This window comes from Micromonospora sp. WMMD1155 (genome assembly GCF_029581275.1).
Lineage (GTDB): Bacteria > Actinomycetota > Actinomycetes > Mycobacteriales > Micromonosporaceae > Micromonospora.
On record NZ_CP120742.1, the window covers coordinates 6,930,285 to 6,954,832 of the forward strand.

The following is a 24,548-nucleotide window of genomic DNA, read 5'->3' on the forward strand; positions in this document are numbered from 1 at the left end:
GTTTTGCCCGGGGTGGCGCGCCGGTGTGGCGAAGAATTCACCGAGCTCCTCCGCGATAGTAGAAATAATCCGGACGGCCGTGTCGAGAACCGACACCCGGCTTCGTCCCCGGGGTGAACGCGACCACGATGGGTCGCGCACCAACGTCGAGGAGAACCACGATGGCCAAGTACCTGCTGCTCAAGCACTACCGTGGCGCCCCCGAGGCGGTCAACGACGTGCCGATGGACCAGTGGGCGCCGGAAGAGGTCTCGGCCCACATGCAGTACATGCGCGACTTCGCCGCGCGGCTCGAGGAGAGCGGCGAGTTCGTCGACGGACAGGCCCTCGCCCCCACCGGGACCTTCGTCAGGTACGACGGCGAGGGGCGCCCGCCGGTCACCGACGGCCCGTTCGCCGAGACCAAGGACCTGATCGCCGGCTGGATGGTGATCGACGTCGACAGCTACGAGCGCGCCGTCGAGCTGGCCGGGGAGCTGTCGGCGGCCCCGGGGGCGGGCGGGAAGCCGATCCACGAGTGGCTCGAACTGCGCCCGTTCCTGACCGAGCCGCCCACCATCACCGAGTGAACGAGTCCCTGCTCCGGGGGCTGACCCCGAGCGTGCTCGGCGTCCTCGTCCGCCGCGGAGTCGACTTCGCGGCGGCCGAGGACGCCGTGCAGGACGCCCTGGTCGAGGCGGTCCGCGTCTGGCCGACCGACCCACCACGGGATCCGAAGGGCTGGCTGGTCACCGTGGCCTGGCGCCGGTTCCTCGACGCGACCCGGGCGGACGCGGCCCGCCGCCGACGCGAGGAGGCCGTCGACGAGGAGCCGGCACCCGGTCCGGTGCCGGCGGTGGACGACACGCTGTGGCTCTACTTCCTGTGCGCCCACCCGTCGCTGACGCCGTCGTCGGCGGTCGCGCTCACGCTGCGCGCGGTCGGAGGTCTGACCACTCGGCAGATCGCGCACGCCTACCTGGTCCCCGAGGCGACCATGGCGCAGCGCATCAGCCGGGCGAAACGCACCGTCTCGACAGTGCGGTTCGACCGACCCGGCGACGTCGCGACCGTGCTGCGCGTCCTCTACCTGGTCTTCAACGAGGGCTACTCCGGCGACGTCGACCTCGCCGCCGAGGCCATCCGCCTCACCCGGCGACTCCGGGCGGCGTTCGACCATCCCGAGGTGGCGGGGCTGCTCGCTCTCATGCTGCTGCACCACGCCCGGCGCGCCGCCCGGACCGCACCCGACGGCAGCCTGGTGCCCCTGGCCCACCAGGACCGCAGCCGGTGGGACACCGGGTCGATCGCCGAGGGCGTCGCGATCCTCCAGGCGGCCCTCGCCCGCGACCGGCTGGGCGAGTTCCAGGCCCAGGCGGCCGTCGCCGCGCTGCACGCGGACGCGCCGGTCGCCGAGGAGACCGACTGGGTGCAGATCGTCGAGTGGTACGACGAACTCGTGCGCCTGACCGACAGTCCGGTCGTCCGGCTCAACCGCGCGGTGGCGGTCGGCGAGGCCGACGGCGCACGGGCGGGTCTCGCGGTGCTGGCGACGCTGGACGAGTCCCTGCCCCGCTACGCGGCGGTGGCGGCGTACCTGCACGAACGCGACGGAGATGTGACCACGGCGGCACGGCTGTACGCCGCGGCGGCCCGCCAGGCTCCCAACCTCGCCGAGCGTGACCACCTGACCCGTCAGGCCGCCCGGCTCAACGCACTGCCGCCCCGCTGACCCGTCTCCGGCTTCTCCGAACCCCGCCGATCATCGGATGATTGCGGTCCGGAAAGTGTCCGGAAGTTTTCGGCCGATCATCCGTGCGCCCAGAACGATCATTACGGCTCCCGGGCGGCGCTGATCGACTACTGACCTGGCGAGACGTCACCCTGCGACAACTCAACGGCCGTCGCCTTCCTACCGCTATGTTTCCGGAAATTGTTGACAAGGCGACGACCGGGTTAATACGGTCCCCATCGACGGCGCTCAATTACCGTCGCACCAGCCACCGCGACCCACTCCTCCGGTCGTCGTGCAGGACGACCGGCACACCACCACCACGCGGTACGACGACAGTGGCCGCCACCCAGCCACCGGCAGCCTGCCGAGACGTGCCGCATTGCTGGCCCCCGCCAGCTCTCACAAGGAGGAAACACCCCCATGAGCGACACCAGCGACATCCCTATCGCACCATCCCGGCGCGGCCGCCTACGGCTGCTCGTCGGTGCCGCGTGCGCCGCTGTCGTGGTCGTGGCCGGCACGATGACGGCCACCAACGCGTACGCCGAGGCCGACCGGACGGTCACCTCGAACACCACCGGCACCCACAACGGGTACTACTTCTCGTTCTGGAAGGACAGCGGCAACGCCAGCATGACGCTGCGCGAGAACGGCCGATACTCCAGCAGCTGGGACCGGAGCACCAACAACTGGGTCGGCGGCAAGGGTTGGGCCACCGGCAACCGGCGTACGGTCAGCTACTCGGGCAGCTACAACCCGGGTAACAACAACACCTACCTCGCCCTGTACGGATGGACGCGCAACCCGCTGATCGAGTACTACGTGGTGGAGAACTTCGGCAACTACAACCCGAGCAGCGGCGCCACCCGGTTGGGCACCGTCACCACCGACGGCGGCACCTACGACATCCTGCGCAGCCAGCGGGTCAACGCCCCGTCGATCGACGGCACCCAGACGTTCTACCAGTACTGGAGCGTCCGTCAGCAGAAGCGGTCGAGTGGCACCATCACCACCGCCAACCACTTCGACGCCTGGGCCCGCGCCGGCCTGAACCTGGGCAGCAACCACGCCTACCAGATCATGGCCACCGAGGGCTACCAGAGCCAGGGCAGCTCCGACATCAACGTCTGGGAGGGCGGCGGCGGCAACCCGACCACCCCGCCGACCACCGGCAACCCGGGCACCGGCAACTGCACCGCGGTGCTCTCCGCCGGTCAGCAGTGGGGTGACCGGTTCAACCTGAACGTCGCGGTCAGCGGCACCAACAACTGGGTGGTCAGCCTCAATCTCAACGGCGGCCAGAGCATCCAGAACAGTTGGAACGCCTCGGTCAGCGGCACCAGCGGCACGGTGACGGCCAGGCCGAACGGCAACGGCAACAACTTCGGCATCACGATCATGGCCAACGGCAACTGGACCTGGCCGACGGTCAGCTGCCGCACCAGCTGACAGCGAGCAATTCCCGAGTCACGATCTGGCGTGGCGGCCGAGGCCGCCACGCCAGATCGCTGTCGCCCGCCCGGCCGGTCGGCATGCGCGCGACACGGGCACGGAACACGAACGCGGGACACCGACGCGGGACACCGGCGCGGGACACCGGCGCGGCTGCCCCGCGCCGAGCGCACGTCCACAAGATCCGCGCAACATCAGGGTTGCTGCTGCCTCCCACTTGCCGGAGGCAGCAACATCCGGGTAGTTGCGCGGATCTTGGGCGCGGAAGCGCGAGGCGCGGAAGCGCGAGGCGCGGAAGCGCGAGGCGCGGAAGCGCGAGGCGCGGAAGCGCGAGGCGCGGAAGCGCGAGGCGCAAGGGCACGAGGCGCGAGGGGCGTGAGGGCACGAGGCGCAGGGGCGCGAGGGCACGGGCGGGGGTCCGATGGGCGCGGGTCGGTCGACTCCTACCGGAGGACTAGACCCGGGGTGCCGATGAGGTCTCCGCCGCCGACTCCTCCGCCGACGGCTTCTTCGTCGGGTCCGCCGCCGGCTCTTCCTCGGGTTCCTCCGAGGACGTCTCGGTCGGCGCCGTCGTCGGGCCACCCGTCGGAGCCGTCGTCGGGGCGCTTCCGGACGAGGTGGGCTCGGCCCCACCCTCGGTGCTCTCGTCGGGCGACGTCGACTGCTCGGGCGTCTCCGCGTCGGCCGAGCCGCTGGGCGTCGGGGTCGTGGTCGCCGAGCCGGTCGCCCGGACCGGCAGGCCCGCCGAGCCGCGGGTGGCCGGCTCGCCGCCGCCGCCACCGGGGCCGGGATCGCGCTGCGACGGCACCGTCGGCGACACCGTGGGCGGGGTCGACGGTTGCCCGGTCCGGCCCGGCATGACTCCGGTGGGGTCGGCGAACACCAGGACGGCGGCTGCGGCGGCCATCGATCCGACAAGCGCGGCGAGCACCTTCGGCCCGGGACCGCCCGATCGCTTCGCCGCCCCGCCGACGACCGCCCCCTGGACCTCCGTGCGCTCGGCCGGCGCTCCGACCGGTGCCGCGACGGCGGTCCGCAGCAACTGGTCGGACTGATCCGTGAGCGCCTGCGCCGCCGTGGCCATGGCTCCCGCCGTCGGGAAGCGACGGGCGGGGTCCTTCGCCATCGCGCTGGCGACCAGTCGCTGGACCGCCGCCGGGACGTCGTCGGGCAACGACTGAGGCTCCTCTTCGAGGTGCCGCAGCGCCACCGCGACGGCGTTGTCGCCCTGGTGGGGCGGCCTACCGGCGAGGCAGTGGTAGGCGACGGCCCCCAGGGCGTAGATGTCGATCGCCGGTGTGATCTCGCTTCTGGTCACCTGCTCGGGTGCCATGTAGAGGGCGGTGCCGACGACCTGGTTCGTACCGGTCAGGCTCGCCGCCTCCGGCGTCACCGCGACGCCGAAGTCGACGAGCACGACGTGCCCGTCCGGCTCGATCACGAGATTGCTGGGCTTGACGTCCCGGTGTACGACGCCCGCGTCGTGGGCGGCCTGAAGCGCACGGGCGGTCTGGGCGGCGATCGACATCGTCTCGGCCACGCCCAGCCGACCGACCTCGGCGATCTTCTCCGACAGGGGTTGCCCCTGCACACACTCCATGACGATGTACGCGAGGACCGGAGCGTCGGGCTCGGACACCTCGCCGTAGTCGTAGACCTGGGCGACGCCGGGGTGCCGCAGCGCGGCCATCGCCCGGGCCTCGCGCCGGAACCGCTCGCCGAAGCCGGCGTCGGTGACCAACCGGGGTTGCAGCATCTTGATCGCGACGCAGCGGTCCAGCGTCTCGTCGACCGCCCGCCAGACGTCACCCATCCCACCGCTGGCGATGCTCTCCAGCAGGCGGTACCGGTCTCCGATGACTTGCCCCACAATCGGCATGACACTGTCGGTACCCCGGTCGCGCCGATCTCAAGCACCGCGATGCCGGGTCGGGTCCCAGGTCGACGTCGCAGCGGCACGTCGTGGCCGGTCAGACGGTGATGACGACCTTGGCCCGCGCGTGCTCTTCTTCGAGGTACCGCATGGCCTGGGGCACCTCGTGCAGGGGGTAACTCCGGTCGATGACCGGTGCGACACGGCCGCTTTCGACGTGCGTGCGCAGCGTGTCGAGGTGCTGCCGACCGGGCACGGCCGTGAGGACGACGATGCGGTGCCGGACGAGGGGCGCGAGCAACCGTCCGCGTGCGATGAGCCCGATCGGCCCGATGAGGCTGCCTCCCCGGTACACCCCTCCGCCGGAGAGCACCAGCGTCCCGGTCGGGGTCAGCACCCGCCGAAGTGCTCGCAACGAGCGGTTGCCGACCAGGTCGAAGACCATGTCGTAGCGACGGTTGTCGTGGGCGAAGTCGTCGCGGGTGTAGTCGACGACGTGGTCGGCGCCGAGGGAGCGGACCAGGTCGACGTTGCGGGTGCTGCACACGGCCGTCACTGTCGCGCCACGCGCCGTGGCCAACTGGACCGCGAGAGTGCCGACGCCGCCGGAGGCGCCGTTGACGAGAACGCGGTGACCGGGCCCGACCTCCCCGGCGTCCAGCCCCATGAGCGCGGTGACACCGGCCAGCGGCAGAGCCGCGGCCTGTTGCGGGGTCAGATTCGCGGGCTTCGCCGCGACCAGGGTCTCGGGAACGCACACGTACTCCGCGAACGCGCCGTTGGCGTCACCGAGGTCGCCGAAGACGGCATCGCCCGGGCTGACCTGTCGGACGCGAGCGCCGACGGCCTCGACCCGGCCGGCGAAGTCCCGGCCACGGATGCGGGCCCGGGGCCGGGACCGCCCCAGGGCCAGGCGCGCCATCCGGGGATCGCCCCGCATGGCATGCCAGTCGTACGCGTTGAGCGCGGCGGCCTCCACCCTCACCAGCACCTCGTCGGGGGCGGGCACCGGCGTGTCCACGTCCGCGAGGGTGAGTGTCTCGGGTGGGCCGTACCGGTCCTGGACGATCGCCTTCATGGCTTCACCCCTTTCTAGGTGTACGGCGTACACCTGACACCACGAAGGCTAGGTGTACGCCGTACACCCGTCAAGGGGTTTAGGGTTCGGTTGTTCCACCGGACGACGAGGAGCGAGATGGCCGAGCAGGCGGAGACGCTGCCCCGCACGCCGCTGAGCAGGGGCCGGGTCCTCCGCGCCGCGGTCGCGCTCGCCGACGAGGCCGGGATCGAGTCCCTCAGCATGCGCAACCTCGCGCAGGACCTGGGTGTCGTGCCGATGGCCCTCTACAAGCACGTGGCCAACAAGGACGAGCTGCTGGACGGCATGATCGACGTGGTCGTCGGCGAGATCGGCGAGTCCGAGCCCGGCGCCGACTGGAAACGTGCGATCCGCGGACGAATCCTCTCGGCGCGGGAGGTGCTGCAACGCCACCCCTGGGCGCCGCTGGCGATCGAGTCGCGGAACATGGCGACACCGGCCATCCTCGCCTACCTCGACTCCATGATCGGGACGTTTCGCGCCGGCGGATTCTCCGTCGACCTGACCCACCACGTGATGCACGCGATGGGCAGTCGGATCCTCGGCTTCAGTCAGGAACTCTTCGACGCCGACCGGCGCGCCGGTCGATCCGGCCGAACCGACCCGACCCCGCCGACGGCCCTCCCACCGGAGGTCGCGGCCAGATTCCCGCACGTCGCGGAGATCGCCGCGGCGGCCTCGCACGACGACGCGTCCGTCGTCGGGCAGGGCTGCGACGACCGGTTCGAATTCGAGTTCGCGCTGGACCTGCTCCTCGACGGCGTCGAACGGCTGCACCGGCACGGCTGGACCTCCGCACACCGACCCGGCTGAGACGTCCGCAGCGGACCGCTATGCCAGGGCGACCGTCCCGCCCCGAGCACATGGGGTCGGCGTCGCGCGCATCAAGGGCCTGAGCTACCCGGGTGCCGACCCCGCCACCTGCGACGGGGCCGGCTCGCGGGCTCGGTCAGTTGTTCAGCGTGGCGAGCAGAGCCGTGGCCATGCCCTGTTCGCCACGGGCGTTCGGATGGAACGGCGCGGCCGCGTTCTGCGGCACCAGCCCCTCGACCCACCGGGTGCTGCTGCCCTTGCACGCGTCGCGGCCGATCGACGGGGTGTACACGTCGGAGTAGGTGGCGCCGTTCGCACTCGCGACGCCGGCCAGCATCGCGTTGAGCGACTTCTCGACGGTACGCAGGTACGGCACGTCCTGGTAGGCGATCGGGACGACGGGCCAGCAGCCGTAACCGGTGTCGGGCAGGATCGCCGGGTACCCCAACACCACGACCCGCGCGCTCGGCGCGGCCCGGCGGACGGCTTGGAGCACGGCGGTCACCTTCGGCGTCGCGGCGACGATCCTCGCCTGCAACTGGTCGACGCCTCCGGCGGTGTAGCGGTTCTTGCACGGTGACCCGAGCGGGCTGCTGAGACTCGCCTCGGCGCAGTCGCTGATGATGCCCGAGAAGCCGATGTCGTTGCCGCCGATCTGCACCGTCACCAGCGCCGTGCTCGACGTGACCGCGTTGAGCTGCGGCGGCAGCGCGGTGCCCAGCTGACCGCTGCCACCGGAGAGGATGTCGTCAGTGGTGGCTCCGGAACAACTGACGTCGGCGAACGACGACGAGCCGGCGGCCGCGGCCACCAGCGATGGATAGTTGCGGTTGGACCGTAGGCAGTTCAGGTCGACCTGGGTGGGGATCAGGGGGCCTGCGGTGTACGAGTCGCCCAGCGCGACGTAACGGCCGGTGGGCACGGCCGCGCTGGCGGGGGTGGCGACGGTGAACAGCACACCGGCGGTGGCCAGGGCGAGTGCGGCCAGCCGGGTGGCGGACCGCAGGAGGGGCAGGCGGGGACGGGTCATGGCGCCTCCCAAGGAGGGGGATCACGGGGGTGGTGGTGCCAGGATCCTGTCCCCGCCAACGCCGAACGTCAATATAGATAGACCTCACTAAACAGGACTTCGGGGTGTGGGTGGACGCGGTGGCGCTCAGCCCAACGGCGCGTACCACTGGGCGCCGGTGACTCTGATCCGCTTGGACTGTTTGCGGTTCCACTCCACCCGCATGCCGTGCTTGCGCAGCACCGGGAACGCGACGTCGTCCAGCAGTCGTTCCAGGTCGGCCTGATAGCCGGCCTGCTGCTCGGCCTCGGACAGACGCGCGTAGGCGGTCTCGTCGAAGTCGGCTGGCGGGTAGACGCCGTAGCCGAGGTAGACCTCGCCGTCCTCGCTGGCGAGCAGCGACTCGGTGTCCTGCTGGTGGAACCAGAGGAACCCGCGCCAGTGCCGGGAGTCGTCGCGCTCGTCGTCGATCTCGGCGCTCGCGCAGGTGCCACAACAGCTGAAATTCTCCCGGGCCAACACCCCCAGCTCGTTGAGCTCGCCGAAGGCCCGGGAGATGTTGCCGCTCACCTCACCCCACTGCCGCTGCTGCGCCCGCCGAGCAGCCAGCGCCTTGCCGTGCGCCGCCCGCAGCTCGTCGTCGGTGGCGCCGCAGCGCTCCTCGTCGTCGTCGAAGAAGTCGACGAAATCGTCCGCGTCATCCTCACCGCGCACGATCCAGGACCACAGCTCGGCCTCGATCGCGCCGCGCCCCGGCTCGGGGATGCGGTCGGTCAGGAACCGCACGCCGTCGGGGCGGTCGTTGTACGTCCATTCGGTCACGGCGCGAATCTTCACACGGGCGTACGACGGACTGGACGGCCCGACTAGTTCCCGGCGGGCACCTGGTCCCTGACGTCGTCGTAGCCGGTCGGGGTGGGAGCCGGGGCCGGTGCATAGATCACGCGGAGCACCCCCGTCGGGAACGTCTCCGTCGCCACCACGCGCAGGTGGTACGCCGAGTCGCCCTCGTCGAACAGCTTGCGTCCCTTGCGGGCCGCCACCGGGTGCACCAACAGGCGCAGCTCGTCGACCAGCCCCGCGGCGAGCAGTTGCTGCACCACCGAGATGGACCCGGGAATGAGGATGCCACGGACACCCGGGTCCGCCTTCAGCGCGGCGACGGCGTCGAAGAGGTCACCCTTGATCAGCTCGGAGTTACGCCAGGAGAAGTCCAACGCCTGACGGGAGACGACGACCTTGCGGACATCCCCGAGCTGCTTGGCGAACGGCGCGTCCTCCCCACCGGCGGCCTCCCGGTCCGGCCAGGCGCCGGCGAAGCTGTCGTAGGTCTCGCGGCCGATGAGCAGCACGTCGGCGGCTTCGTAGTCCTCCGTGACGGCGCGCCCCATGTTCTCGTCGAAGTACGGGAAGTGCCAGTCAGGGTCGATCTCGGCCACGCCGTCGGCCGAGATGAACAGCGTGGAGATGACCTTCGCCATCACGGGGTCCCTTCGAGTCGGATGATGTCGGTAGGCCCATCGTTCCAAACTCGTCAGCCGCCGGCTGCCCCGGTGACGCGTGTCGTGTCCGCTTTCGTCAGTCGGACGTCGCGGGAGCGAGCCAGTACCAGGTTTCGAGCCGCCAGCTCACACATCATCCTTACACGGACGTCCCCGCCGGCCTCAGCGCTGGAACCGACCGGGCCCCGGCCGTACGGCGAGGACCCGGTGCGGCCGGTGGATCTTCTGCGCTCGGCGTGGTGCGGGCGGGCTCGGCGTGACGCCGAGCCCGCCCGTTCCGGGTCGGTCGAGCGTGATCGAACCCGGTCAGCGTTGCAGGGTCAGCAGACCCGGGCGGTACGGCAGGAGGCCGTAGTCGCCGCCCGAGTTGGGGGAACGACCCTGGTAGAGCAGTTGCAGGTTGCAGGCGTTCACGGTCATCGTCTGGTCCGCGCTGGTCCGCAGCAGCTCACCGTGGCTGATGTCGTTGGTCCAGGTGGCACCGCTGTTGGCCTTGCCCGCGAACGGGTTGCTCTCACTGGTGGCCTGCGGCGTCCACGAACCACCCAGGCTGCTGGCCGTGAACGAGCGGAAGTAGCGACCCTGCGACCCGATCGCCTCGACGATCATCAGGTACTTGTTCAGACCCTGGAGCTTGTAGACCTGGACGGCCTCGAACAGGTTGTTCGTCGTGTCACTCATGATCGTCGTGTAGTTCGACCCGAAGCTGCCCGGGAAGTTCCCGATCGGCATGCTCGCCCGATAGATCTTGCCGTTGTCCCCGGCGAAGAACAGGTACATGTTCTGGCTGTCACCGATCACCGCCTGGTCGATCGGCCCCGTCCCCGAACCCGTGATGCTGCCGCTGAACAGCGTCTGCGGCGACGACCACCCGTTCGGGTTGGTCGGATCGCTGGAGGTCCGGTACGAGAACGCCGGGCCACCCCACTGGTACGCGAGCACCCAGATGTTGCGCGGCGCGAAGTAGAACAACGACGGCGCCACGGTCGCGTTGTTCATCGCGTTCTGGCTCGCCGAGCCCATCTGCGAGTAGTTCGAGAACAACCCGAAGTTCATCGAACCCCACCTGGTGCCGGTGTCGTGGGTGGTGGCGTAGACGAGCTGCTGGCCGTTGTACGGCGCGACGGTGAAGTCCTTCAACGACACCCAACCCGACCTCGGCTGCGCCAACGCACCAGTCGACGACCACCGGTACGACGACGGAAGGTCACACGTGTTGGTCGGGGGCGGCGTCGTCGGCGGTGGGTCGGTGGGCGGCGGGGTCGTGGGCGGCGGGGTCGTCGGCGTCGTGCCACCGGTGCAGGTGACACCGTTCAGGGCGAAGCTCGTCGGCACCGGGTTGCTGCCCGTCCACGAGCCGTTGAAGCCGAACGACACCGAGCCGTTGGTCGGGACCGCGCCGTTGTAGCTCACGTTCCTCGCCGTCACCGCCGATCCGCTCTGCGTCACCGAGGTGCTCCACGCCTGCGTCACCGTCTGCCCGGCGCCGTACGACCACGTCAACGTCCAGCTGGTGAGCGGGTCGCCCAGGTTCGTGACCGCCACGTTGGCGGTGAAACCGCCCTGCCACTGCGACGCCACGGCGTAGTTCACCGAACAACCCGCTGCCGCGGCGCCGGCCGGCAACGCCGCGACGACCGACGACGACACCAGCAGGGCAACGCCGGCCGAGACCAGGCCGACATTGGTAGCTCTGGATCTGGTCATATAGCACCTTCCTGACGGGGATGGCGGCCGAATGCATTGGCGGTGGTCACTGCGAGTGAAGCGCATGTGAGCGTTAACAGGCCGCGTCAGGTATGTTACGGGAGCGCTCCCATAACCTCAAACCATTGATGTTGTTAATTCTCTACAGACTAGCTTGACGTGCTCAGAGCGGGTCTTCCCCGGCCGAGCCGGCGGCGATGGCGACCGAGACCGGCGTGCCCAGCTCGACGGTGCGGGAAACCGTGCAGAGTCGGTCGTGCGACTGCTGCACCGAGCGGGGCAACGCCTCGCGCGCCCGATCTCCGTCCGCGCCCGCCGGGAACGTCACGGTGAACTCGACGGTGATGTTCTCCATCCGGTTCCCTCCGAGCTCGTCCCGGATCTTGTCGCCGGTGACCGCGACGGAGAACTGGCGGGGCTCGGCACGGCGGCTGGTGATGTGGTCGACGTCGACCGCGCTGCAACCGCCGATCGCCGCCAGGAGCAGCTCCACCGGCGTGAAGCTGGAGTCCTCGCCCGTGCCCAGCGACACCGACCCGCCGCGGACGTTGTGCGCGACGTAGTTACCCACGCTGGTGCGCTCGATCCGCACCGACCGGAAAGTGTCCTCACTCATGACAGGAAAACTACCCAGGCTTCGCCGGGATCGTGCGGCGAGTGCCGATCCCCGTCGGCTTCGTGGTCACGCTCGGTCCGCCACCCCGTCCGCAAGGGAGGAACGGACGAGGCACTAGCATTGCCGCCGTCCACGACGGCTCTGCTGAAACGAGGCGACATGCGTTGGCTCCGGCGGTTGCTGGGCGGTAGGCGGGTCCAGCTCGACCCGGGACGACAGCAGACGCTGTTGCGGGACGCCCAGTCCCGCTACGGCGCCCACGCGCAGGTCCGATTCCCGGACCAGGTCCAGGCGCTGACCGCAGCGCTGGACAGCGACGACGGCCTGGTGGTGGCAGCCCGGATCGTGAGCCAGGTCGCCGACGAGGCCCACGTGGACCTTCAGGCCCAGGCTCAGGAGATCCACCGCCGGACGGGTCGACGTCTCCTGGTGCACCGCCGCAACTACCGGCCGCTGTGGGTGGAGGCCGGTCACGCCCTGCGCTGGCCGCTGTTCGCCCTGCCGAGCGGCTTCCACCCGTACGCGCAGGTGGCCGCCGCGGTCACCGTGGTCGGCAGCCGCGCGCCGCGACTCGACCGGGTGACCGACCCGAACCCGCTGCTGACCCGCGTGTTCGAGGTGCTCGACCTCACCACCGCCGCCTGGGAGTACGGACGGGTACGGGTCGACACCGACGCCGCCGCCCTGGCCGACCGACTGATCCTGAGCGCCGGGCAGGTCCTCGCCGCCATGGACGATCCGCCCCGCCTGCCACCGGCGGTACGTGAGCTGATGCGCCGCAACAACACGGTCAGCGTGCACGACCCGGCCGGCCCGCGCACCGTGGGTGGGATCAACCTGGGCGCGAGGATGCGGGAGAACTTCCTGGTCTGAGCAGCCGAGAGGCTACCGCTCGTCGCGGCGACGGGCCGGGGCGACGACAACAGCGCGCAACCGCTTGCCGACCCGGCGAACACCGCTCGACCATTGCCGCATGGGGCCGGGACGTCGTGTCATCCTCGCCGTCGACGTGGGCACCACGACCGTCCGGGCGGCATCGTTCGCGCTGGACGGGACCGCCCCGCACGTCGCGACCCGGCAGTGCCCACTGCGGCAACCGGTACCGGGCTGGCTGGTGCAGGAGCCCGACGTCCTGGTGGCGGCCACCCTGGCGGCGATGTCCGCGTGTGTCGCCGGCACCCCCGGCGCGGAGGTCGTCGCCATCGCGCTCAGTTGCGCCGGGCACGGCCTGATCGGGCTGGACGCGGCGCTGACGCCGATGACACCGTTGCTCACCAGGTACGACTCGCGGTCCGCCGACGTGGCCCGCGACCTACGGTCCTCCGGTCAGAGTCGAGAGCTGCACCGGTTGTCGGGCACCCCCGTGCATCCGGGCAGCCCGCTCTGCAAACTGATGTGGTTCGCCCGCCACGAGCCGTACCTCTGCACAGCGACGCGGTGGTGGATCGGTCTCAAGGACTATCTGGTCCACCGGCTGACCGGGACGCTGGTGACCGAGCTGTCGTCGGCGTCCGGCACCGGGCTGTTCGACGTCCACCGGCGGGTGTGGAGTCGGGCCGTCCTCGACCTCGTCGGGGTGTCCGAGAGTCACCTGCCCCCGGTCCTGCCCACCACAGCCGTCCTGCGGCTCTCGGCGACGGCCGGGCGGTCGGTCGGTCTGCCGTCCGGCACGCCCGTCGTGGTGGGCGCGGCCGACGAACCGTTACGTAGTCTGGGCGCCGCGGCGATCGAGAGCACCGTCGGCGGCCTGACGCTCGGGACGACCGGCACCCTGTGGACGGTGGTCGCGGCTCCCCTCGTCGACGCAGCGGAGGGCTTCTCCTGCGGCGCGTTGACCGAGGACGCGTGGGTCGTCGGCCGGACCGTCGGCGACGTCGTACGCTGGGCCGGTCACGCCCTCGCGCCCGACCATCCCGCGGCGTCCGACACCCCGCCCGCGCTCCTGACGCTCGCCGAGCGGATCGCCCCGGGAAGCGACGGCCTCGTGATGCTGCCCCATGTCGGGGACGACCGCGCCTTCCCGGAGGGCTCCGGCCCGCCGGGCGCGTATCTGGGGTTACGCGGCCGGCACTCCCGTGGTCACCTGGTGCGGGCCGCCGTCGAGGGTGTCTGTCTGCACCTCGGCGGTGTCCGTGACCGCCTGGCCGCGTTGACGCCGGTCGACAGTGTCCGCCTGGCCGGTGGCGCGTTCCGTTCTCCGCTGTGGCGGCAGGTGATGGCGGCGGTCCTGGATTGTCCGGTGCGGGCGTCGGACGCCGCGGCTGACGACGCCACCCTCGGCGCGGCAGCGCTCGGGCTCTTCGCGATCGGTCTCGCTCACGACCTTCGGGCGGCCGTCACCCGGCTCGACCCCGAGGGCACCCGCAGCGAGCCGGTCGCTGTCGACCCGGCCCACGCCGCGGTGTACCGCGGTCTACGCACGAAGCTGCCCGCACTCCACGCGGTCGTCGGGCGGGTGGGTGAGATCCTCGACGAGGCGGCCGAGCCGCACCTCGGCCGGCGGACCGGCGTGGGTGGTTGACCGGACAGGGCGGGGCGGCGCGCCGACGCTCAGTGCTCCGGCTCGTCCTTGACCCGCGCCACGAGCTGCGTCGGGTTGACGTAGCGCAGGGCGACGACGAGCAGGACGAGCATCATCGAGGTGTAGATGACCGCCATGGCGTCGACCGACTGCTGGGCCCGGATCCCGGACGCCGACATCGAGTAGTAGAGCGCCACGACGAGGGTCTGCGAGTCCGGTCCGGCGGTGAGGAAGGTCAGCTCGAACATCCCCACGGTCCGGACGAGGACGAGGATCGCGGAGGCGAGGATGCCCGGGACCAGCAACGGCGCGAGGACCCGGAGGAACACCGTCCGCAGGCCCGCGCCGCACATGCGCGCGGCGCTCTCGATCCGCGGGTCGATCTGTTCGATGAACGGGGTCATGGTCAGGATGACGAAGGGCACCGAGGGTACGAGGTTGGCGAGCACCACCCCGGACATGTTGCCGGCCAGGCCGAACTTGTAGAGGACGGTCGCCAGTGGGATGCCGTACGTGATCGGTGGCATCAGGATGGGCAACAGGAACACGAGGAAGATCAGCCTTTTTCCGGGGAACGAACGCCGCGCGAGCACGTAGGACGCCGGCACGCCGATCAGCAGCGAGAGGCCCACGACGAGTACGGAGACCTCCAGCGTCACGACGATGACCCGCAGGAGGGCGAACTCCTCCCAGGCCCGCCCGTACCAGCTCGTGGTGTAGCCGTCCGGGAGCCAGGTGTCGAACCAGCGCCGGCCGAACGAACTGACCAGCACGGAGGCGACGACGCCCAGCAGGTTGAGGAAGAAGAAGACGACGACGCCCCACACGATCCAGGCGGCCGGTCGCGCGGTGATGCGCCGCCGTCCGGTGCGGGCGGGGGGCGGCACCGGTGGCGCCTCGGTGATCGTTGCCATCAGCCCTTGCCTCCGGTGGAGCCGGTGTAGAAGCGGCTGCGCGCGGCCAACACCAGCACGATGACGACCAACTCGACGAAGCCCATGATCATCGCGATGGCCGACGCGTACGGATAGTCGTACTGCTCGTAGGCCGCCTGGTACGCGGCGAGGGAGATGACCCGTGTCTCACCGGCCGGGTTGCCGACCAGGACGGCCGACGGGAACACGCTGAACGCCAGCACGAACGTCAGGCAGAAGGTCGTGGCCAGGCCGGGCATCAGCAGCGGGAGGGTGATTCGGGTGAACCGGCGACGCCAGTCCGCCCCCAGCGTCGCGGCCGCCCGTTCCAGGGTGGGGTCGATGCCGGAGAGGTACGAGAGCACCAGCAGGAACGCGAACGGGAATCCGGTGATCACCAGGGAGAAGAAGACGCCCCAGTAGTTGTGGGTCAGTCGCACCGGCTCGTCGACCAGGCTCGTGGCCAGCAGGATCCGGTTGAACCAGCCGGTCGGGCCGAGGAAGTTCAGCAGCCCCTGGGCGGTGAGCACCGTGCCGAGCGTGATCGGCACGACCAGCAGTGTGGTGACCAGCCGCTTGGCGCGGAAACGTCCCCGCATCCGGTAGGCGATCGGCACCGCCGCGAGGACGTTCAGGAGCGCCGCCGGCAGTGCGATCCGCAGGGTGATCCAGATCGTGCCGCGCTCGTAGGCGTCGGAGAAGAACCGGGCGTAGTCGCTGAACGGCCCGCCCTCGGTCGGCTGGAACGAGAGCCCCAGCCCGTAGAAGAACGGGTAGAGGAACAGGGCGACCACGAAGACCAGTGCCGGGACCAGCAACCAGAGTTGGCGGTCGACGCCCCGCTCGGCGAGACGGTGCCGCCAGTGCGCCGGCGGTCGCCCGGACCCGGTGCCGCTCACCGCGCCGCCTGCGAGGCGTCCGCGAGACGGTCGGTCCGCCGCGCCTTGTCGGCGGGATACACCAGCAGCCGCTGCGGGTCGACGGCGACCTTGACCTGGTCGCCCGGTGCGATGCGCTGATCGGTACGCAGATGCAGCAACAGGCCCGCGTCGGTACGAGCCTCGGCCGCCACCTCACGCCCCTGGTACTCCACCACCTCGACGGTGGCCGACATGGCGTTTCGGGTCTCGCCGGGCCCGTCGACGCGGATGTCCTCGGGGCGCACCGCGAGCACCGCGTCCGCCCCCGCGCGCAGGTCCCCCACCACCTCGCCGAGCAGGCGGTGACCCGACGACTCGACGGCGGCCCGGGCGCCGTCGACCTGGTCGACCCGGCCCGGCCACAGGTTGCGGTAGCCCATGAAGTCGGCGACGTGCCGGTTCGCCGGTCGGGTGTGCAACTCGCGCGGCGACCCGACCTGCTGCACCCGCCCCTCCCGCAGCACCACCAACCGGTCGGCCAGGGAGAGTGCCTCCTCCTGGTCGTGGGTGACGTACACCGTGGTGAGGCCGAGCGACTGGTGCAGCCGGCGGATCTCGGAACGCATCTCCAGGCGCAGCTTGGCGTCGAGGTTGCTCAACGGCTCGTCCATCAGCACGAGGGACGGCTCGAACACGACGGCGCGGGCGATGGCGACGCGTTGCTGTTGACCACCCGAGAGCTGGCCGGGCAACTTGTCGACGTGGTCCTCCAGCCGCACCAGACGCACCGCCTCCTCCGTACGTCGGCGCGTCTCGTCCTTGGGCACCCGGCGCATCCGCAGCCCGAAGGCGATGTTCGCCCGGACCGTCAGATGCGGAAAGAGCGCGTAGCTCTGGAACACCATGCCGAAGCCGCGCCGCTCGGGCGGTAGCGTGTCGATCCGGCGCACGTCCTGCCAGATGCTCCCCGCCGTCAACGGCAGGAGCCCGGCCAGGCAGTTCAACGCCGTCGACTTCCCACAGCCGGACGGGCCGAGCAGGGCGATGAACTCCCCCGCCTCGATGGTCAGGTCCAGTTCGCTGAGCGCGGCCTGTCCGCCGAAGTCGCGGGACACCCCGTCCAACCGCAGTCGGGAGAAGGCGCTCATCCCTGCTTGACCTTCCCGCCGCCGATCTCCCGGTCCCAGCGGTTGAACGCCGCCACGAGACTCTTCGCGTCCAGCGGGACCTCGGTGGGGTTACCGGCGATCAGCGCGTCGTACTCGGGACGCCCGAACTCGCGGATGGCGTCCTGGCTCTTCTGCGGCGCCGAGGTGAGCTGGACGTCCTTCACCGCCGGCCCGGGGTAGAAGTACCCCTCGTCGTACGCCTTCGCCTGCTGCTCGGGGGTGAGCATGAACGCCAGCAGGGCCAGCACCGCGGCCTGGGTGTCGGTCGAGACACCCTTCGGCATGACGGCGTAGTGCGCGTCGGTGACCCAGTGGAACCCCTCGATCGTGGCGATCCTCGCGTCCTTGGGCACCGTGCCCAGCACGCGGGGGTTGATGTCCCAGCCGGTGGTGCTGACGATCAGGTGGGCGGTGCCGTTGGCGAGGTTCTTCATCGTCTCGGTGGTGCCGGACGGGTAGTAGTCGACGTACTGACCCAACTCCTTGAGGAAGGCCCACGTCTTGTCCCAGCCCGCGGTGGGGTCCTTGGGGTTCGTGTCGCCCAGGATGTAGGGCAACCCCATCAGGAACGTACGCCCCGGACCGGAGTTGGCGGGCCGGGCGTACTGGAACCTCTTGGGGTTGGCCTTCGCCCAGGCGAGGAGCGCCTGCGCGGTGGTGGGCGGCGTCGCGAGGCGCGACGGCAGGTATTCGAGCAGCGGCCCGGACGGGTAGTAGGTGACCGTGACGCCGGCGTTGCCGGCGAGCTTCTGCATCGCGGCGGCCGGTTCCAGGTAGTTCCGCATCCCACCGAGGCGGTCGGCGAACGTCGGCAGCACGTCGACCCAGAGCCCCTGCTCGATCCCGGCGGCGAGGCCGTCGACGCCGGTCAACACCAGACCGATGTCCACCCGGTCCGCACCCTGCTGGGCCTTGATCTTGCCGGCCAGCTCGGGCGCCGGTGCCTTCGAGTACGTCACCCGGGAGATCACGTCGGGGTTCTTCGACACGAACTCGTCGATCATGCCCTGGGTCAGCTGCAGGTTGCCGGCCACGTCGAGCACGTTGAGCGTCACCGCCCGGCCGGGTCGCTGCGGCACCTCACCGGAGGTGTCACCCGAGGTGTCGCCGGGGCTCTCCGGCGCTCCGCACCCGACCGCGCCCACCAGGAGCGACGATGCCGTGACCAGGAGGGCGCCTCGCCGCGTCATACCCATCAGCCGTCTCCTTCGTCGGCTACCCGGCCCGGCCAGGTAGGTCCACGCTCCGCTCAGGCCGGTCGCCCGCAGGCCGCCCGCCATGGGCCGTCCGTGCTGGCATTCAGGCAGCCGACCCGCCGTGACGGCAACGGGTTGCCATGTATTGCCTCGGGCGGACACGTTCATGGGCCTGAATGTTGCCGGGGCATTGCCGAGTTCGCACCGGCGTCATAGCATGATCACGGCGCGTAGCCGGGGGGAGCATCGATGCCCGACCACACCAGGCCGCCCGACAAGAGAGCCACGATCTACGATGTCGCGGCCGAAGCCGACGTCTCACCCTCCACCGTGTCCCGTGCCTTCTCCCGCCCGAGTCGCGTCAATTCCGAGACCGCCGAACGGGTCCGGCAGGTCGCCGAGCGGCTGGGCTACCGGACCAACCCGCTGGCCCGCGCCCTCACCACGTCCCGCACGCGGATGATCGCGCTCGTCATCGCCGACATCACCAACCCGGTGTACGCCGGGATCGTGCGCGGGGCGCAGGAGACGGCGATGCACGACGAGTACACCACGGTGCTCATCGACGCCCAGGAGTCCGACCGGCTGGAGCGGGCGGCGATCGAACGCACCATGTCGACGGTCGACGGCATCGTGCTGGCCAGCAGCCGGATGTCGGACTCGGCGATCCGAATGTTCGCCAAGCAGCGGCCGGTGGTGGTCCTCAACCGGGCCGTCGCCGACGTGCCCTGCGTCGTGACCGACAACCCCCGTGGGGTCCGGCGGGCGGCCGAGCACCTCGGGGAGTTGGGCCACGACCACATCACCTACGTCGCGGGGCCGCAGGCGTCCTGGCCGAACGGCATCCGCTGGCGGTCGTTGCTCGAAGCCGGCATGGAGCTGGAGATCAAGGTACGTCAGATCGGCCCGTTCAGCCCGACCATCGAGGGCGGCGAGCGAGCCGCCGAGGAACTACGCGCCCGCCCCGCGACCGCCGTCCTCGCCTTCAACGACCAGATGGCGATCGGGCTCATCCGCGGCCTCACCCGGAGGGGTGTCGACGTCCCGGGCGACGTCAGCATCGTGGGTTTCGACAACACCCTCGCCGCCGACATCGTCACACCCGGGCTGACCACTGTCGCGGCGCCCTTCTACGCGGAGGGCTCAGCGGCGACCCGGCACCTGCTCACGATGATCGAGGGCGCCCCCGGGCACGCCGGCCGGCCGATGGTCCTGCCGGTACGCCTCGTGGTCCGCCACTCGACGGCCGCCCGCCGGAGCGCGGGTCGCGCCCGACCGTGGGTACGCCAACGACAGTCGACCAACCCGGCAGCCCAGCTGTCCTGACGGGGATGGTTCGGTCCACGGGGCAGTGACGACGAGATCAGCAGGTTCACCGAGCACCTCCACATCGGATCGGGTGTCCGTGTTGGCCGCGGTCGCCGACGATCAGTTCCAGGGATCGGCATCCGGATTCTCACCGAGCATCCGCGCGCTCTTTAGGCAGAGGTCACTCCCGAAGAGCTGGTTGCCTCCGGTTTCGGTGCCCCATTGCTGGTCGGCAGCGGCGGCGATCGCACGCCAGGTGTAGTCATCGGCCCGCCACTGCCTGACCTGCCGTGCGATGTCCGTGGTCAACGTCAGCCCCCACACCGTCAGACGCGCCTCCCACATCTCACGGGTCATCTCGTACTCCACCTCGCCGGATTCCATGCCTGGGATCGGGTCGTCCCAGGAGGGGAAGTACGTGCGCACGTACCGCATCCCGACGGCCTTCATCACGCCCTGAGAGCCGACGTTCACCGTCATGGTCTGCGCGATCACCCGGCTCTGCCCGACCGTGTCGAAGGCATGCTCCAGTAGGGCCTGGGATGCCTCGCTGGCCAGACCTCTCCGCCAGCAGCGGCGGGCGAGCCGGTAGCCCAACTCCGCGACGGTGGGATCGTCAGGCTGGTCGGGGCCGTGTGCCGGCGGAAGCATCATGAGCCCGATGAAGTCGCCCTCGTCTTCGCGCTCCGGCGCTACCGTGCCGCGCGCACCGCCATCGGACCCGAACGCCATCCAGTAACCCAGGCCGTCCACCGTGCCGGACAGCGCCAACCTCCGCGCGTGAGACGCGGCCACCTCGTCCCTGGATCGCGCCCGCCCGGTGAGGTAGCGAAGCACCTCCGGGTCGGAGTCGAGCTCGACCTCCAGTTCGAAGTGCCGATCGGCGAGGGGGACCATCAGCAGACGGGCGGTGCGCAGAGTCGGTTGAGTCACGCGGCGACAGTTCCACGAGGGAGCGGGCGGCGCTACCCGATTCGGGTGGGGCGGCCCAGCAACGGCCGGGACGCCCTGAGGCCGCGCGGGTCGCGGCAAGAAACGACAACTCGTTGCCGAGCTGCGGTCGCACCGCGCAGCATCGACGTTTCACGATCTGTCGAATGTCGTGCGCGCCGGAACGCACGACTTCCCGAGCGGACGAACGAGGAGACGGCGATGATCCGAGGCTCGACGCCCAGGCTACGGCGAACCCTCATCGTGCTGGGAACGGTGCTCGCCACGGTCGCGGCCATCCTCACGGTCGCCACCACACCGGTCGCCGCGGCCCCGTCGCCTGACGACTACAGCGGCTCCGACCTGTGGCTGCGGTACGTGCCGGTGAGCGACCCGAAGCTGCTGCGCGACTACCGCCGGACGGTCACCGGCATCGTGGTCGAGAACGCCGACGCCACGAAGGTCCACCGGCACACGCCGGATCTCGCCATGGCCCCCGGGTCCGCCGAGAAGTTGGCCGAGACCACGCTGGGCGCGGCCCGGGACGAGCTGGTACGCGGGCTGGGCGGGCTGCTCGGCCGACCGACTCCCGTGACGACCGCCGACGGTCACCGCGTTCCGGACGGTGCCGTGGTCGTCGGCACGCCCACGAGTTCGCCGGTGGTGAGCCGTGCCGTCCCAGCGCGGGACCTGGCCAGGGTCGGTGACGAGGGTTACCTCGTCCGCTCGGTGACGAGCGGGAAGGCGCGGTTCACCGTCATCGCCGGCAACACCGACCTCGGCGCGCTGTACGGCACGTACGCGTTCCTGCGGCTGCTGCAGACGCAGAAGCCCATCGACCGCCTCCGCGTCGCCGAGTCACCGAAGATCAAAAACCGGCTGCTGAACAACTGGGAGACCGAGCGCCTCTACGCCGGCAACAACGCCTCCGGGCTGGGCGGACTGAACGGCGAGAGCGGGGCGATCTTCAACTTCGCGGCGACCGGGGCGAGCGCCGGCCGGAACCTGCCGGTCATCCTGGACCGCTACATCGTGGTGGCACGCGCGCTGGCGTCCCTGGGCATCAACGGCATCACCATCAACAACGTCAACGCCGACAACGCGTACCTGACCAGTGCCCGGATCGCGCAGGAGGCGGCCCTCGCCGACGCGCTGCGCCCGTACGGCGTCAAGCTGGGCCTGTCGATCCGCTACACCGCGCCCACCGACAGCCGGTTCGCGCCGGACACGCTGACCAACAGCCAGCTCGACCCGTACGGCACCGACTTCCGAGGCTGGTGGAACCGCCGGGCCCGGCAGATCCAGACCGCCATCCCGGACTTCATGGGCCTCACCGTGAAGGCCAACTCGGAGGGCCAGCCGGGGCCACAGGATTTCGGGTACGACCACGGTGACGGCGCGAACGCCATCGCCGCCGCGGTGGCGCCGCTCGGGATGACCGTGCACTGGCGGACGTTCGTCTACAACGCCGAGGTCGACAACGACCGGCTCAAGCGGGCCTACCTGGAGTTCGGGCCGATCGACGACGAGGTCCAGCCGGACGGCAGCCGGGGGCGCTTCGCCGACAACGTGTTCCTCCAGACCAAGAACGGGCCACTGGACTTCCAGGCCCGGGAACCCATCCACCCGATGTTCGGCCGGATGGAGAACACCAACCAGGCCCTGGAACTCCAGATCACGCAGGAGTACACGGGCCAGAACTGGATGCTGGCCTACCTCGGTCCGATGTACGAGGAGATCCTCAAGACCGACACGTACGCCACCGACGCCAACGGGAAACTGCTGCGCGAGCGCCTGGTCGGCGACGTCGTCGACGGGACCGCCCAGCACCACTCGGACACCGCCATCGTCGGGGTCGCCAACCTCGGCAACGCCGACAACCTGACCGGACACCACTTCTCCCAGGCGAACCTCTTCGCCTTCGGCCGCCAGGCGTGGGACTGGACCCTCGACTCGGCGGACATCGCCACGGACTGGGTCCGGATGACCTGGAGCAACGACCGCCGGGTCGTCGACACCATCCGGGCGATGATGATGGGTTCCTGGGAGTCGCTGGTCAGCTACCAGACGCCGCTGGGCATCGGCCACCAGTTCGCCGAGGGCGCCCACTACCGCCCCGACCCCGCCGACTGGGCGGGCCGCGACGACTGGAGCCCGATCTACTACAACAAGGCCGACAGCGTCGGGCTGGGCTTCGACCGCTCCCCCACCGGCAGCAACCTGGCCGCCCAGTACTTCCCCCGGTTGCAGCAACGCTACGGCGACATCGAGTCGGTGCCGGAGAACCTGCTGATGTGGTTCCACCACGTGCCCTGGGGTCATCGGATGGACAACGGTCGGACCTTCTGGGACGAGCTGGTCTACCGCTACCAGATGGGCGTGCAGTACGTGACCTGGATGCGGGAGACCTGGGAGAATCTCCAGCCCGACATCGACGCACGCCGGTTCACGGAGGTACGCGCCAAGCTGGCCGTCCACGAGGCGGACGCCGCCGACTGGCGGGACACGTCGGTGAACTACTGGAAGGAGTTCAGCGGGCGGGACATCCCGGTGGACGGCGCACCGCTGTCCGCGACGATCGTGGTGGGTGGGAAGGAGTTCGGCGGCTTCAACCTGTCGGACAACGCGTACACCATCCCGGTGCCGGCCGGGGCGTCGCCGACCATCACGAAGGTGCGGACCGCCGACCGGAAGGCCCGCTACGAGATCGTCTCGCAGGCGGCCGACGTACCCGGTCAGGCAGTCGTCAAGGTCACCACCAAGGGCTTCTTCGGGCCGCTGGTGAAGAACTACGTCTTCAACCTGGTGCCCGACACGACGCTCGCGAGCCTGCGCGTCGACGACGAGCCCCTGGCGTCCTTCTCCCCGGCGGTGCGGCACTACAACGTCCTCACGCCGGCCGGCACCACGACCGTGCCGACCGTCGCGGCGCGTGCCGCCGACCCCGCCGCCTCGGTGGTGGTCGAGCAGGCTGACAGCGCCACCGGGCAGGCTCGGGTCACCGTCACCAACGGCGGCGCGTCGTCGGTCTACGTGGTCGACCTGAACACCACCCTCACCGGCAGCGACGAGTTCGACTCGACCTCGCTCGGCCCGCAGTGGCAGTGGGTCCGGCCGGACGACAGCAGGTGGCGTCTGGCCGACGGGTCACTCGTCATCACCGCCCAGCAGGGCGACCTGCAGGGCACCGCCAACACCGCGCGGAACCTGGCGCTCCAGGACGTCGACGGAGACTGGACGGCCGACTCCCGGATCGTCTTCTCCCGGCCACTCGCCGCCAACAACGAGCAGGGCGGTGTCCTCGCGTACGCGAACGACGACAACTACGTGAAGCTCGCCTGGGAGATGGCCAACGCCAACGCACCGGTCCACAAGGCCCGGCTCGTCTTCCTGCGCGAACAGAGCGGCGTCACATCGACGGTGGAGATCACCGGGGCGGACGCCCAGCGCATCGTCGGGGCCGACGGGGCCATCTGGCTGCGGCTGACCAAGACCGGGGACCGGTACCGGGCCTACTACTCCACCGACGGAAGCGTCTACCGCTACATCGGCTCCCAGACGCTGAACGTTGAGCCGACGAAGGCCGGGGTGCTGGCCTTCAACCGGGGCGGCGCCTCCACCGACCTCGACGTCGCCGTCGACCACTTCCGGATCGAGAGCCGCGGGGAGCGCAGGCCCTGGACGAACAGGCCGAGTATGCCCGACTCCGGGGTGCGCTCCGGCTGACCCGGCACGTCGATGTGCTGATGAGCGGTATACCTCAGAGTCATGAGTATGACTCTGAGGTATACCGCTCATCACCGAATCCGACCCGAGGAAGATGACCGGCGGTCACCGCCGAGCGCAAACACGACCGGGCCCGTCC

20 protein-coding genes are annotated in these 24,548 nt (G+C 70.3%); 8 read left to right on the forward strand and 12 right to left on the reverse strand.

Going from position 1 to position 24,548, the window contains the following annotated elements:
* The first annotated feature begins 161 nt into the window (after positions 1 to 161).
* The 3 genes from O7617_RS31725 (at position 162) to O7617_RS31735 (ending at position 3,163) form a co-directional block, all read left to right on the forward strand.
* On the forward strand, positions 162 to 569 hold the full coding sequence (locus O7617_RS31725) for a YciI family protein (RefSeq protein WP_282260200.1): 408 nt from the start codon (positions 162 to 164) through the stop codon (positions 567 to 569).
* Positions 566 to 1,711, forward strand: a complete 1,146-nt coding sequence (locus O7617_RS31730; RefSeq protein ID WP_282260202.1) for a DUF6596 domain-containing protein — start codon at positions 566 to 568, stop codon at positions 1,709 to 1,711. The genes O7617_RS31725 and O7617_RS31730 overlap by 4 nt, the downstream gene beginning before the upstream one ends.
* Before the next feature lie 423 nt (positions 1,712 to 2,134).
* Positions 2,135 to 3,163, forward strand: coding sequence for a glycoside hydrolase family 11 protein (locus tag O7617_RS31735; RefSeq protein ID WP_282260204.1), 1,029 nt, complete (start codon positions 2,135 to 2,137; stop codon positions 3,161 to 3,163).
* Positions 3,164 to 3,620: 457 nt separating this feature from the next.
* Here O7617_RS31735 and O7617_RS31740 read toward each other — a convergent pair whose 3' ends face one another.
* Positions 3,621 to 5,045 carry a serine/threonine-protein kinase gene (locus tag O7617_RS31740; protein WP_282260205.1) on the reverse strand — a complete coding sequence of 475 codons (1,425 nt, stop codon included), beginning with the start codon at positions 5,043 to 5,045 and terminating at the stop codon, positions 3,621 to 3,623.
* 91 nt (positions 5,046 to 5,136) lie between these two features.
* Positions 5,137 to 6,117 carry an NAD(P)-dependent alcohol dehydrogenase gene (locus O7617_RS31745; protein ID WP_282260206.1) on the reverse strand — a complete coding sequence of 327 codons (981 nt, stop codon included), beginning with the start codon at positions 6,115 to 6,117 and terminating at the stop codon, positions 5,137 to 5,139.
* Between the two features lie 117 nt (positions 6,118 to 6,234).
* Here O7617_RS31745 and O7617_RS31750 point away from each other — a divergent pair, with 117 nt between their 5' ends.
* Positions 6,235 to 6,951, forward strand: coding sequence for a TetR/AcrR family transcriptional regulator C-terminal domain-containing protein (locus O7617_RS31750; protein WP_282260207.1), 717 nt, complete (start codon positions 6,235 to 6,237; stop codon positions 6,949 to 6,951).
* A 136-nt stretch (positions 6,952 to 7,087) separates the two neighbouring features.
* On the opposite strand, the gene O7617_RS31755 is transcribed toward O7617_RS31750, so the two are convergent.
* From O7617_RS31755 to O7617_RS31775, 5 genes are all read right to left on the reverse strand, one after another.
* Positions 7,088 to 7,981 carry an SGNH/GDSL hydrolase family protein gene (locus O7617_RS31755; RefSeq protein WP_282260209.1) on the reverse strand — a complete coding sequence of 298 codons (894 nt, stop codon included), beginning with the start codon at positions 7,979 to 7,981 and terminating at the stop codon, positions 7,088 to 7,090.
* Positions 7,982 to 8,107: 126 nt separating this feature from the next.
* Complete coding sequence (locus tag O7617_RS31760) at positions 8,108 to 8,782, reverse strand: hypothetical protein (RefSeq protein WP_282260210.1); 675 nt, start codon at positions 8,780 to 8,782, stop codon at positions 8,108 to 8,110.
* Between the two features lie 44 nt (positions 8,783 to 8,826).
* On the reverse strand, positions 8,827 to 9,441 hold the full coding sequence (locus O7617_RS31765; protein WP_282260211.1) for a dihydrofolate reductase family protein: 615 nt from the start codon (positions 9,439 to 9,441) through the stop codon (positions 8,827 to 8,829).
* Positions 9,442 to 9,768: 327 nt separating this feature from the next.
* Complete coding sequence (locus O7617_RS31770; protein WP_282260212.1) at positions 9,769 to 11,169, reverse strand: non-reducing end alpha-L-arabinofuranosidase family hydrolase; 1,401 nt, start codon at positions 11,167 to 11,169, stop codon at positions 9,769 to 9,771.
* 163 nt (positions 11,170 to 11,332) lie between these two features.
* Complete coding sequence (locus tag O7617_RS31775) at positions 11,333 to 11,785, reverse strand: OsmC family protein (protein ID WP_282260214.1); 453 nt, start codon at positions 11,783 to 11,785, stop codon at positions 11,333 to 11,335.
* A gap of 159 nt (positions 11,786 to 11,944) precedes the next feature.
* Between O7617_RS31775 and O7617_RS31780 the strand changes: the two genes are divergently transcribed.
* Positions 11,945 to 12,658: a hypothetical protein gene (locus tag O7617_RS31780; protein ID WP_282260215.1), complete on the forward strand. Its 714-nt coding sequence runs from the start codon at positions 11,945 to 11,947 to the stop codon at positions 12,656 to 12,658.
* 100 nt (positions 12,659 to 12,758) lie between these two features.
* Positions 12,759 to 14,306, forward strand: a complete 1,548-nt coding sequence (locus tag O7617_RS31785; protein ID WP_282260216.1) for an FGGY family carbohydrate kinase — start codon at positions 12,759 to 12,761, stop codon at positions 14,304 to 14,306.
* A gap of 29 nt (positions 14,307 to 14,335) precedes the next feature.
* On the opposite strand, the gene O7617_RS31790 is transcribed toward O7617_RS31785, so the two are convergent.
* Genes O7617_RS31790 through O7617_RS31805 form a run of 4 tightly spaced genes read right to left on the reverse strand, consistent with a single transcriptional unit; the run spans position 14,336 to position 18,445 of the window.
* Positions 14,336 to 15,220, reverse strand: a complete 885-nt coding sequence (locus O7617_RS31790; protein ID WP_282260218.1) for an ABC transporter permease — start codon at positions 15,218 to 15,220, stop codon at positions 14,336 to 14,338.
* Positions 15,220 to 16,119 (reverse strand): ABC transporter permease, encoded by a 900-nt coding sequence (locus O7617_RS31795; protein WP_282260220.1) that lies wholly within the window; start codon positions 16,117 to 16,119, stop codon positions 15,220 to 15,222. Before O7617_RS31795 ends, O7617_RS31790 begins: the two co-directional genes overlap by 1 nt.
* Positions 16,116 to 17,228: an ABC transporter ATP-binding protein gene (locus O7617_RS31800; RefSeq protein ID WP_282260222.1), complete on the reverse strand. Its 1,113-nt coding sequence runs from the start codon at positions 17,226 to 17,228 to the stop codon at positions 16,116 to 16,118. Before O7617_RS31800 ends, O7617_RS31795 begins: the two co-directional genes overlap by 4 nt.
* A complete protein-coding gene (locus tag O7617_RS31805) occupies positions 17,225 to 18,445 on the reverse strand; it encodes an extracellular solute-binding protein (RefSeq protein WP_282260223.1) in 1,221 nt (406 codons plus the stop codon). Before O7617_RS31805 ends, O7617_RS31800 begins: the two co-directional genes overlap by 4 nt.
* A gap of 249 nt (positions 18,446 to 18,694) precedes the next feature.
* Between O7617_RS31805 and O7617_RS31810 the strand changes: the two genes are divergently transcribed.
* Entirely contained in the window at positions 18,695 to 19,771 is a 1,077-nt protein-coding gene (locus O7617_RS31810; RefSeq protein WP_282260225.1) for a LacI family DNA-binding transcriptional regulator, read from the forward strand.
* Between the two features lie 102 nt (positions 19,772 to 19,873).
* Here O7617_RS31810 and O7617_RS31815 read toward each other — a convergent pair whose 3' ends face one another.
* Positions 19,874 to 20,686 carry a GNAT family N-acetyltransferase gene (locus tag O7617_RS31815; protein ID WP_282260227.1) on the reverse strand — a complete coding sequence of 271 codons (813 nt, stop codon included), beginning with the start codon at positions 20,684 to 20,686 and terminating at the stop codon, positions 19,874 to 19,876.
* 219 nt (positions 20,687 to 20,905) lie between these two features.
* Between O7617_RS31815 and O7617_RS31820 the strand changes: the two genes are divergently transcribed.
* Complete coding sequence (locus O7617_RS31820; protein ID WP_282260229.1) at positions 20,906 to 24,409, forward strand: alpha-glucuronidase family glycosyl hydrolase; 3,504 nt, start codon at positions 20,906 to 20,908, stop codon at positions 24,407 to 24,409.
* Positions 24,410 to 24,548 lie beyond the last annotated feature (139 nt).

Coding starts and splice junctions, on each gene's coding strand:
- O7617_RS31725 (WP_282260200.1), top strand. CDS start 162: ATGGCCAAGTACCTGCTGCTCAAGCACTACCGTGGCGCCCCCGAGGCG.
- O7617_RS31735 (WP_282260204.1), top strand. CDS start 2,135: ATGAGCGACACCAGCGACATCCCTATCGCACCATCCCGGCGCGGCCGC.
- O7617_RS31740 (WP_282260205.1), bottom strand. CDS start 5,045: ATGCCGATTGTGGGGCAAGTCATCGGAGACCGGTACCGCCTGCTGGAG.
- O7617_RS31745 (WP_282260206.1), bottom strand. CDS start 6,117: ATGAAGGCGATCGTCCAGGACCGGTACGGCCCACCCGAGACACTCACC.
- O7617_RS31750 (WP_282260207.1), top strand. CDS start 6,235: ATGGCCGAGCAGGCGGAGACGCTGCCCCGCACGCCGCTGAGCAGGGGC.
- O7617_RS31755 (WP_282260209.1), bottom strand. CDS start 7,981: ATGACCCGTCCCCGCCTGCCCCTCCTGCGGTCCGCCACCCGGCTGGCC.
- O7617_RS31765 (WP_282260211.1), bottom strand. CDS start 9,441: ATGGCGAAGGTCATCTCCACGCTGTTCATCTCGGCCGACGGCGTGGCC.
- O7617_RS31770 (WP_282260212.1), bottom strand. CDS start 11,169: ATGACCAGATCCAGAGCTACCAATGTCGGCCTGGTCTCGGCCGGCGTT.
- O7617_RS31775 (WP_282260214.1), bottom strand. CDS start 11,785: ATGAGTGAGGACACTTTCCGGTCGGTGCGGATCGAGCGCACCAGCGTG.
- O7617_RS31780 (WP_282260215.1), top strand. CDS start 11,945: ATGCGTTGGCTCCGGCGGTTGCTGGGCGGTAGGCGGGTCCAGCTCGAC.
- O7617_RS31785 (WP_282260216.1), top strand. CDS start 12,759: ATGGGGCCGGGACGTCGTGTCATCCTCGCCGTCGACGTGGGCACCACG.
- O7617_RS31790 (WP_282260218.1), bottom strand. CDS start 15,220: ATGGCAACGATCACCGAGGCGCCACCGGTGCCGCCCCCCGCCCGCACC.
- O7617_RS31800 (WP_282260222.1), bottom strand. CDS start 17,228: ATGAGCGCCTTCTCCCGACTGCGGTTGGACGGGGTGTCCCGCGACTTC.
- O7617_RS31805 (WP_282260223.1), bottom strand. CDS start 18,445: ATGGGTATGACGCGGCGAGGCGCCCTCCTGGTCACGGCATCGTCGCTC.
- O7617_RS31810 (WP_282260225.1), top strand. CDS start 18,695: ATGCCCGACCACACCAGGCCGCCCGACAAGAGAGCCACGATCTACGAT.
- O7617_RS31820 (WP_282260229.1), top strand. CDS start 20,906: ATGATCCGAGGCTCGACGCCCAGGCTACGGCGAACCCTCATCGTGCTG.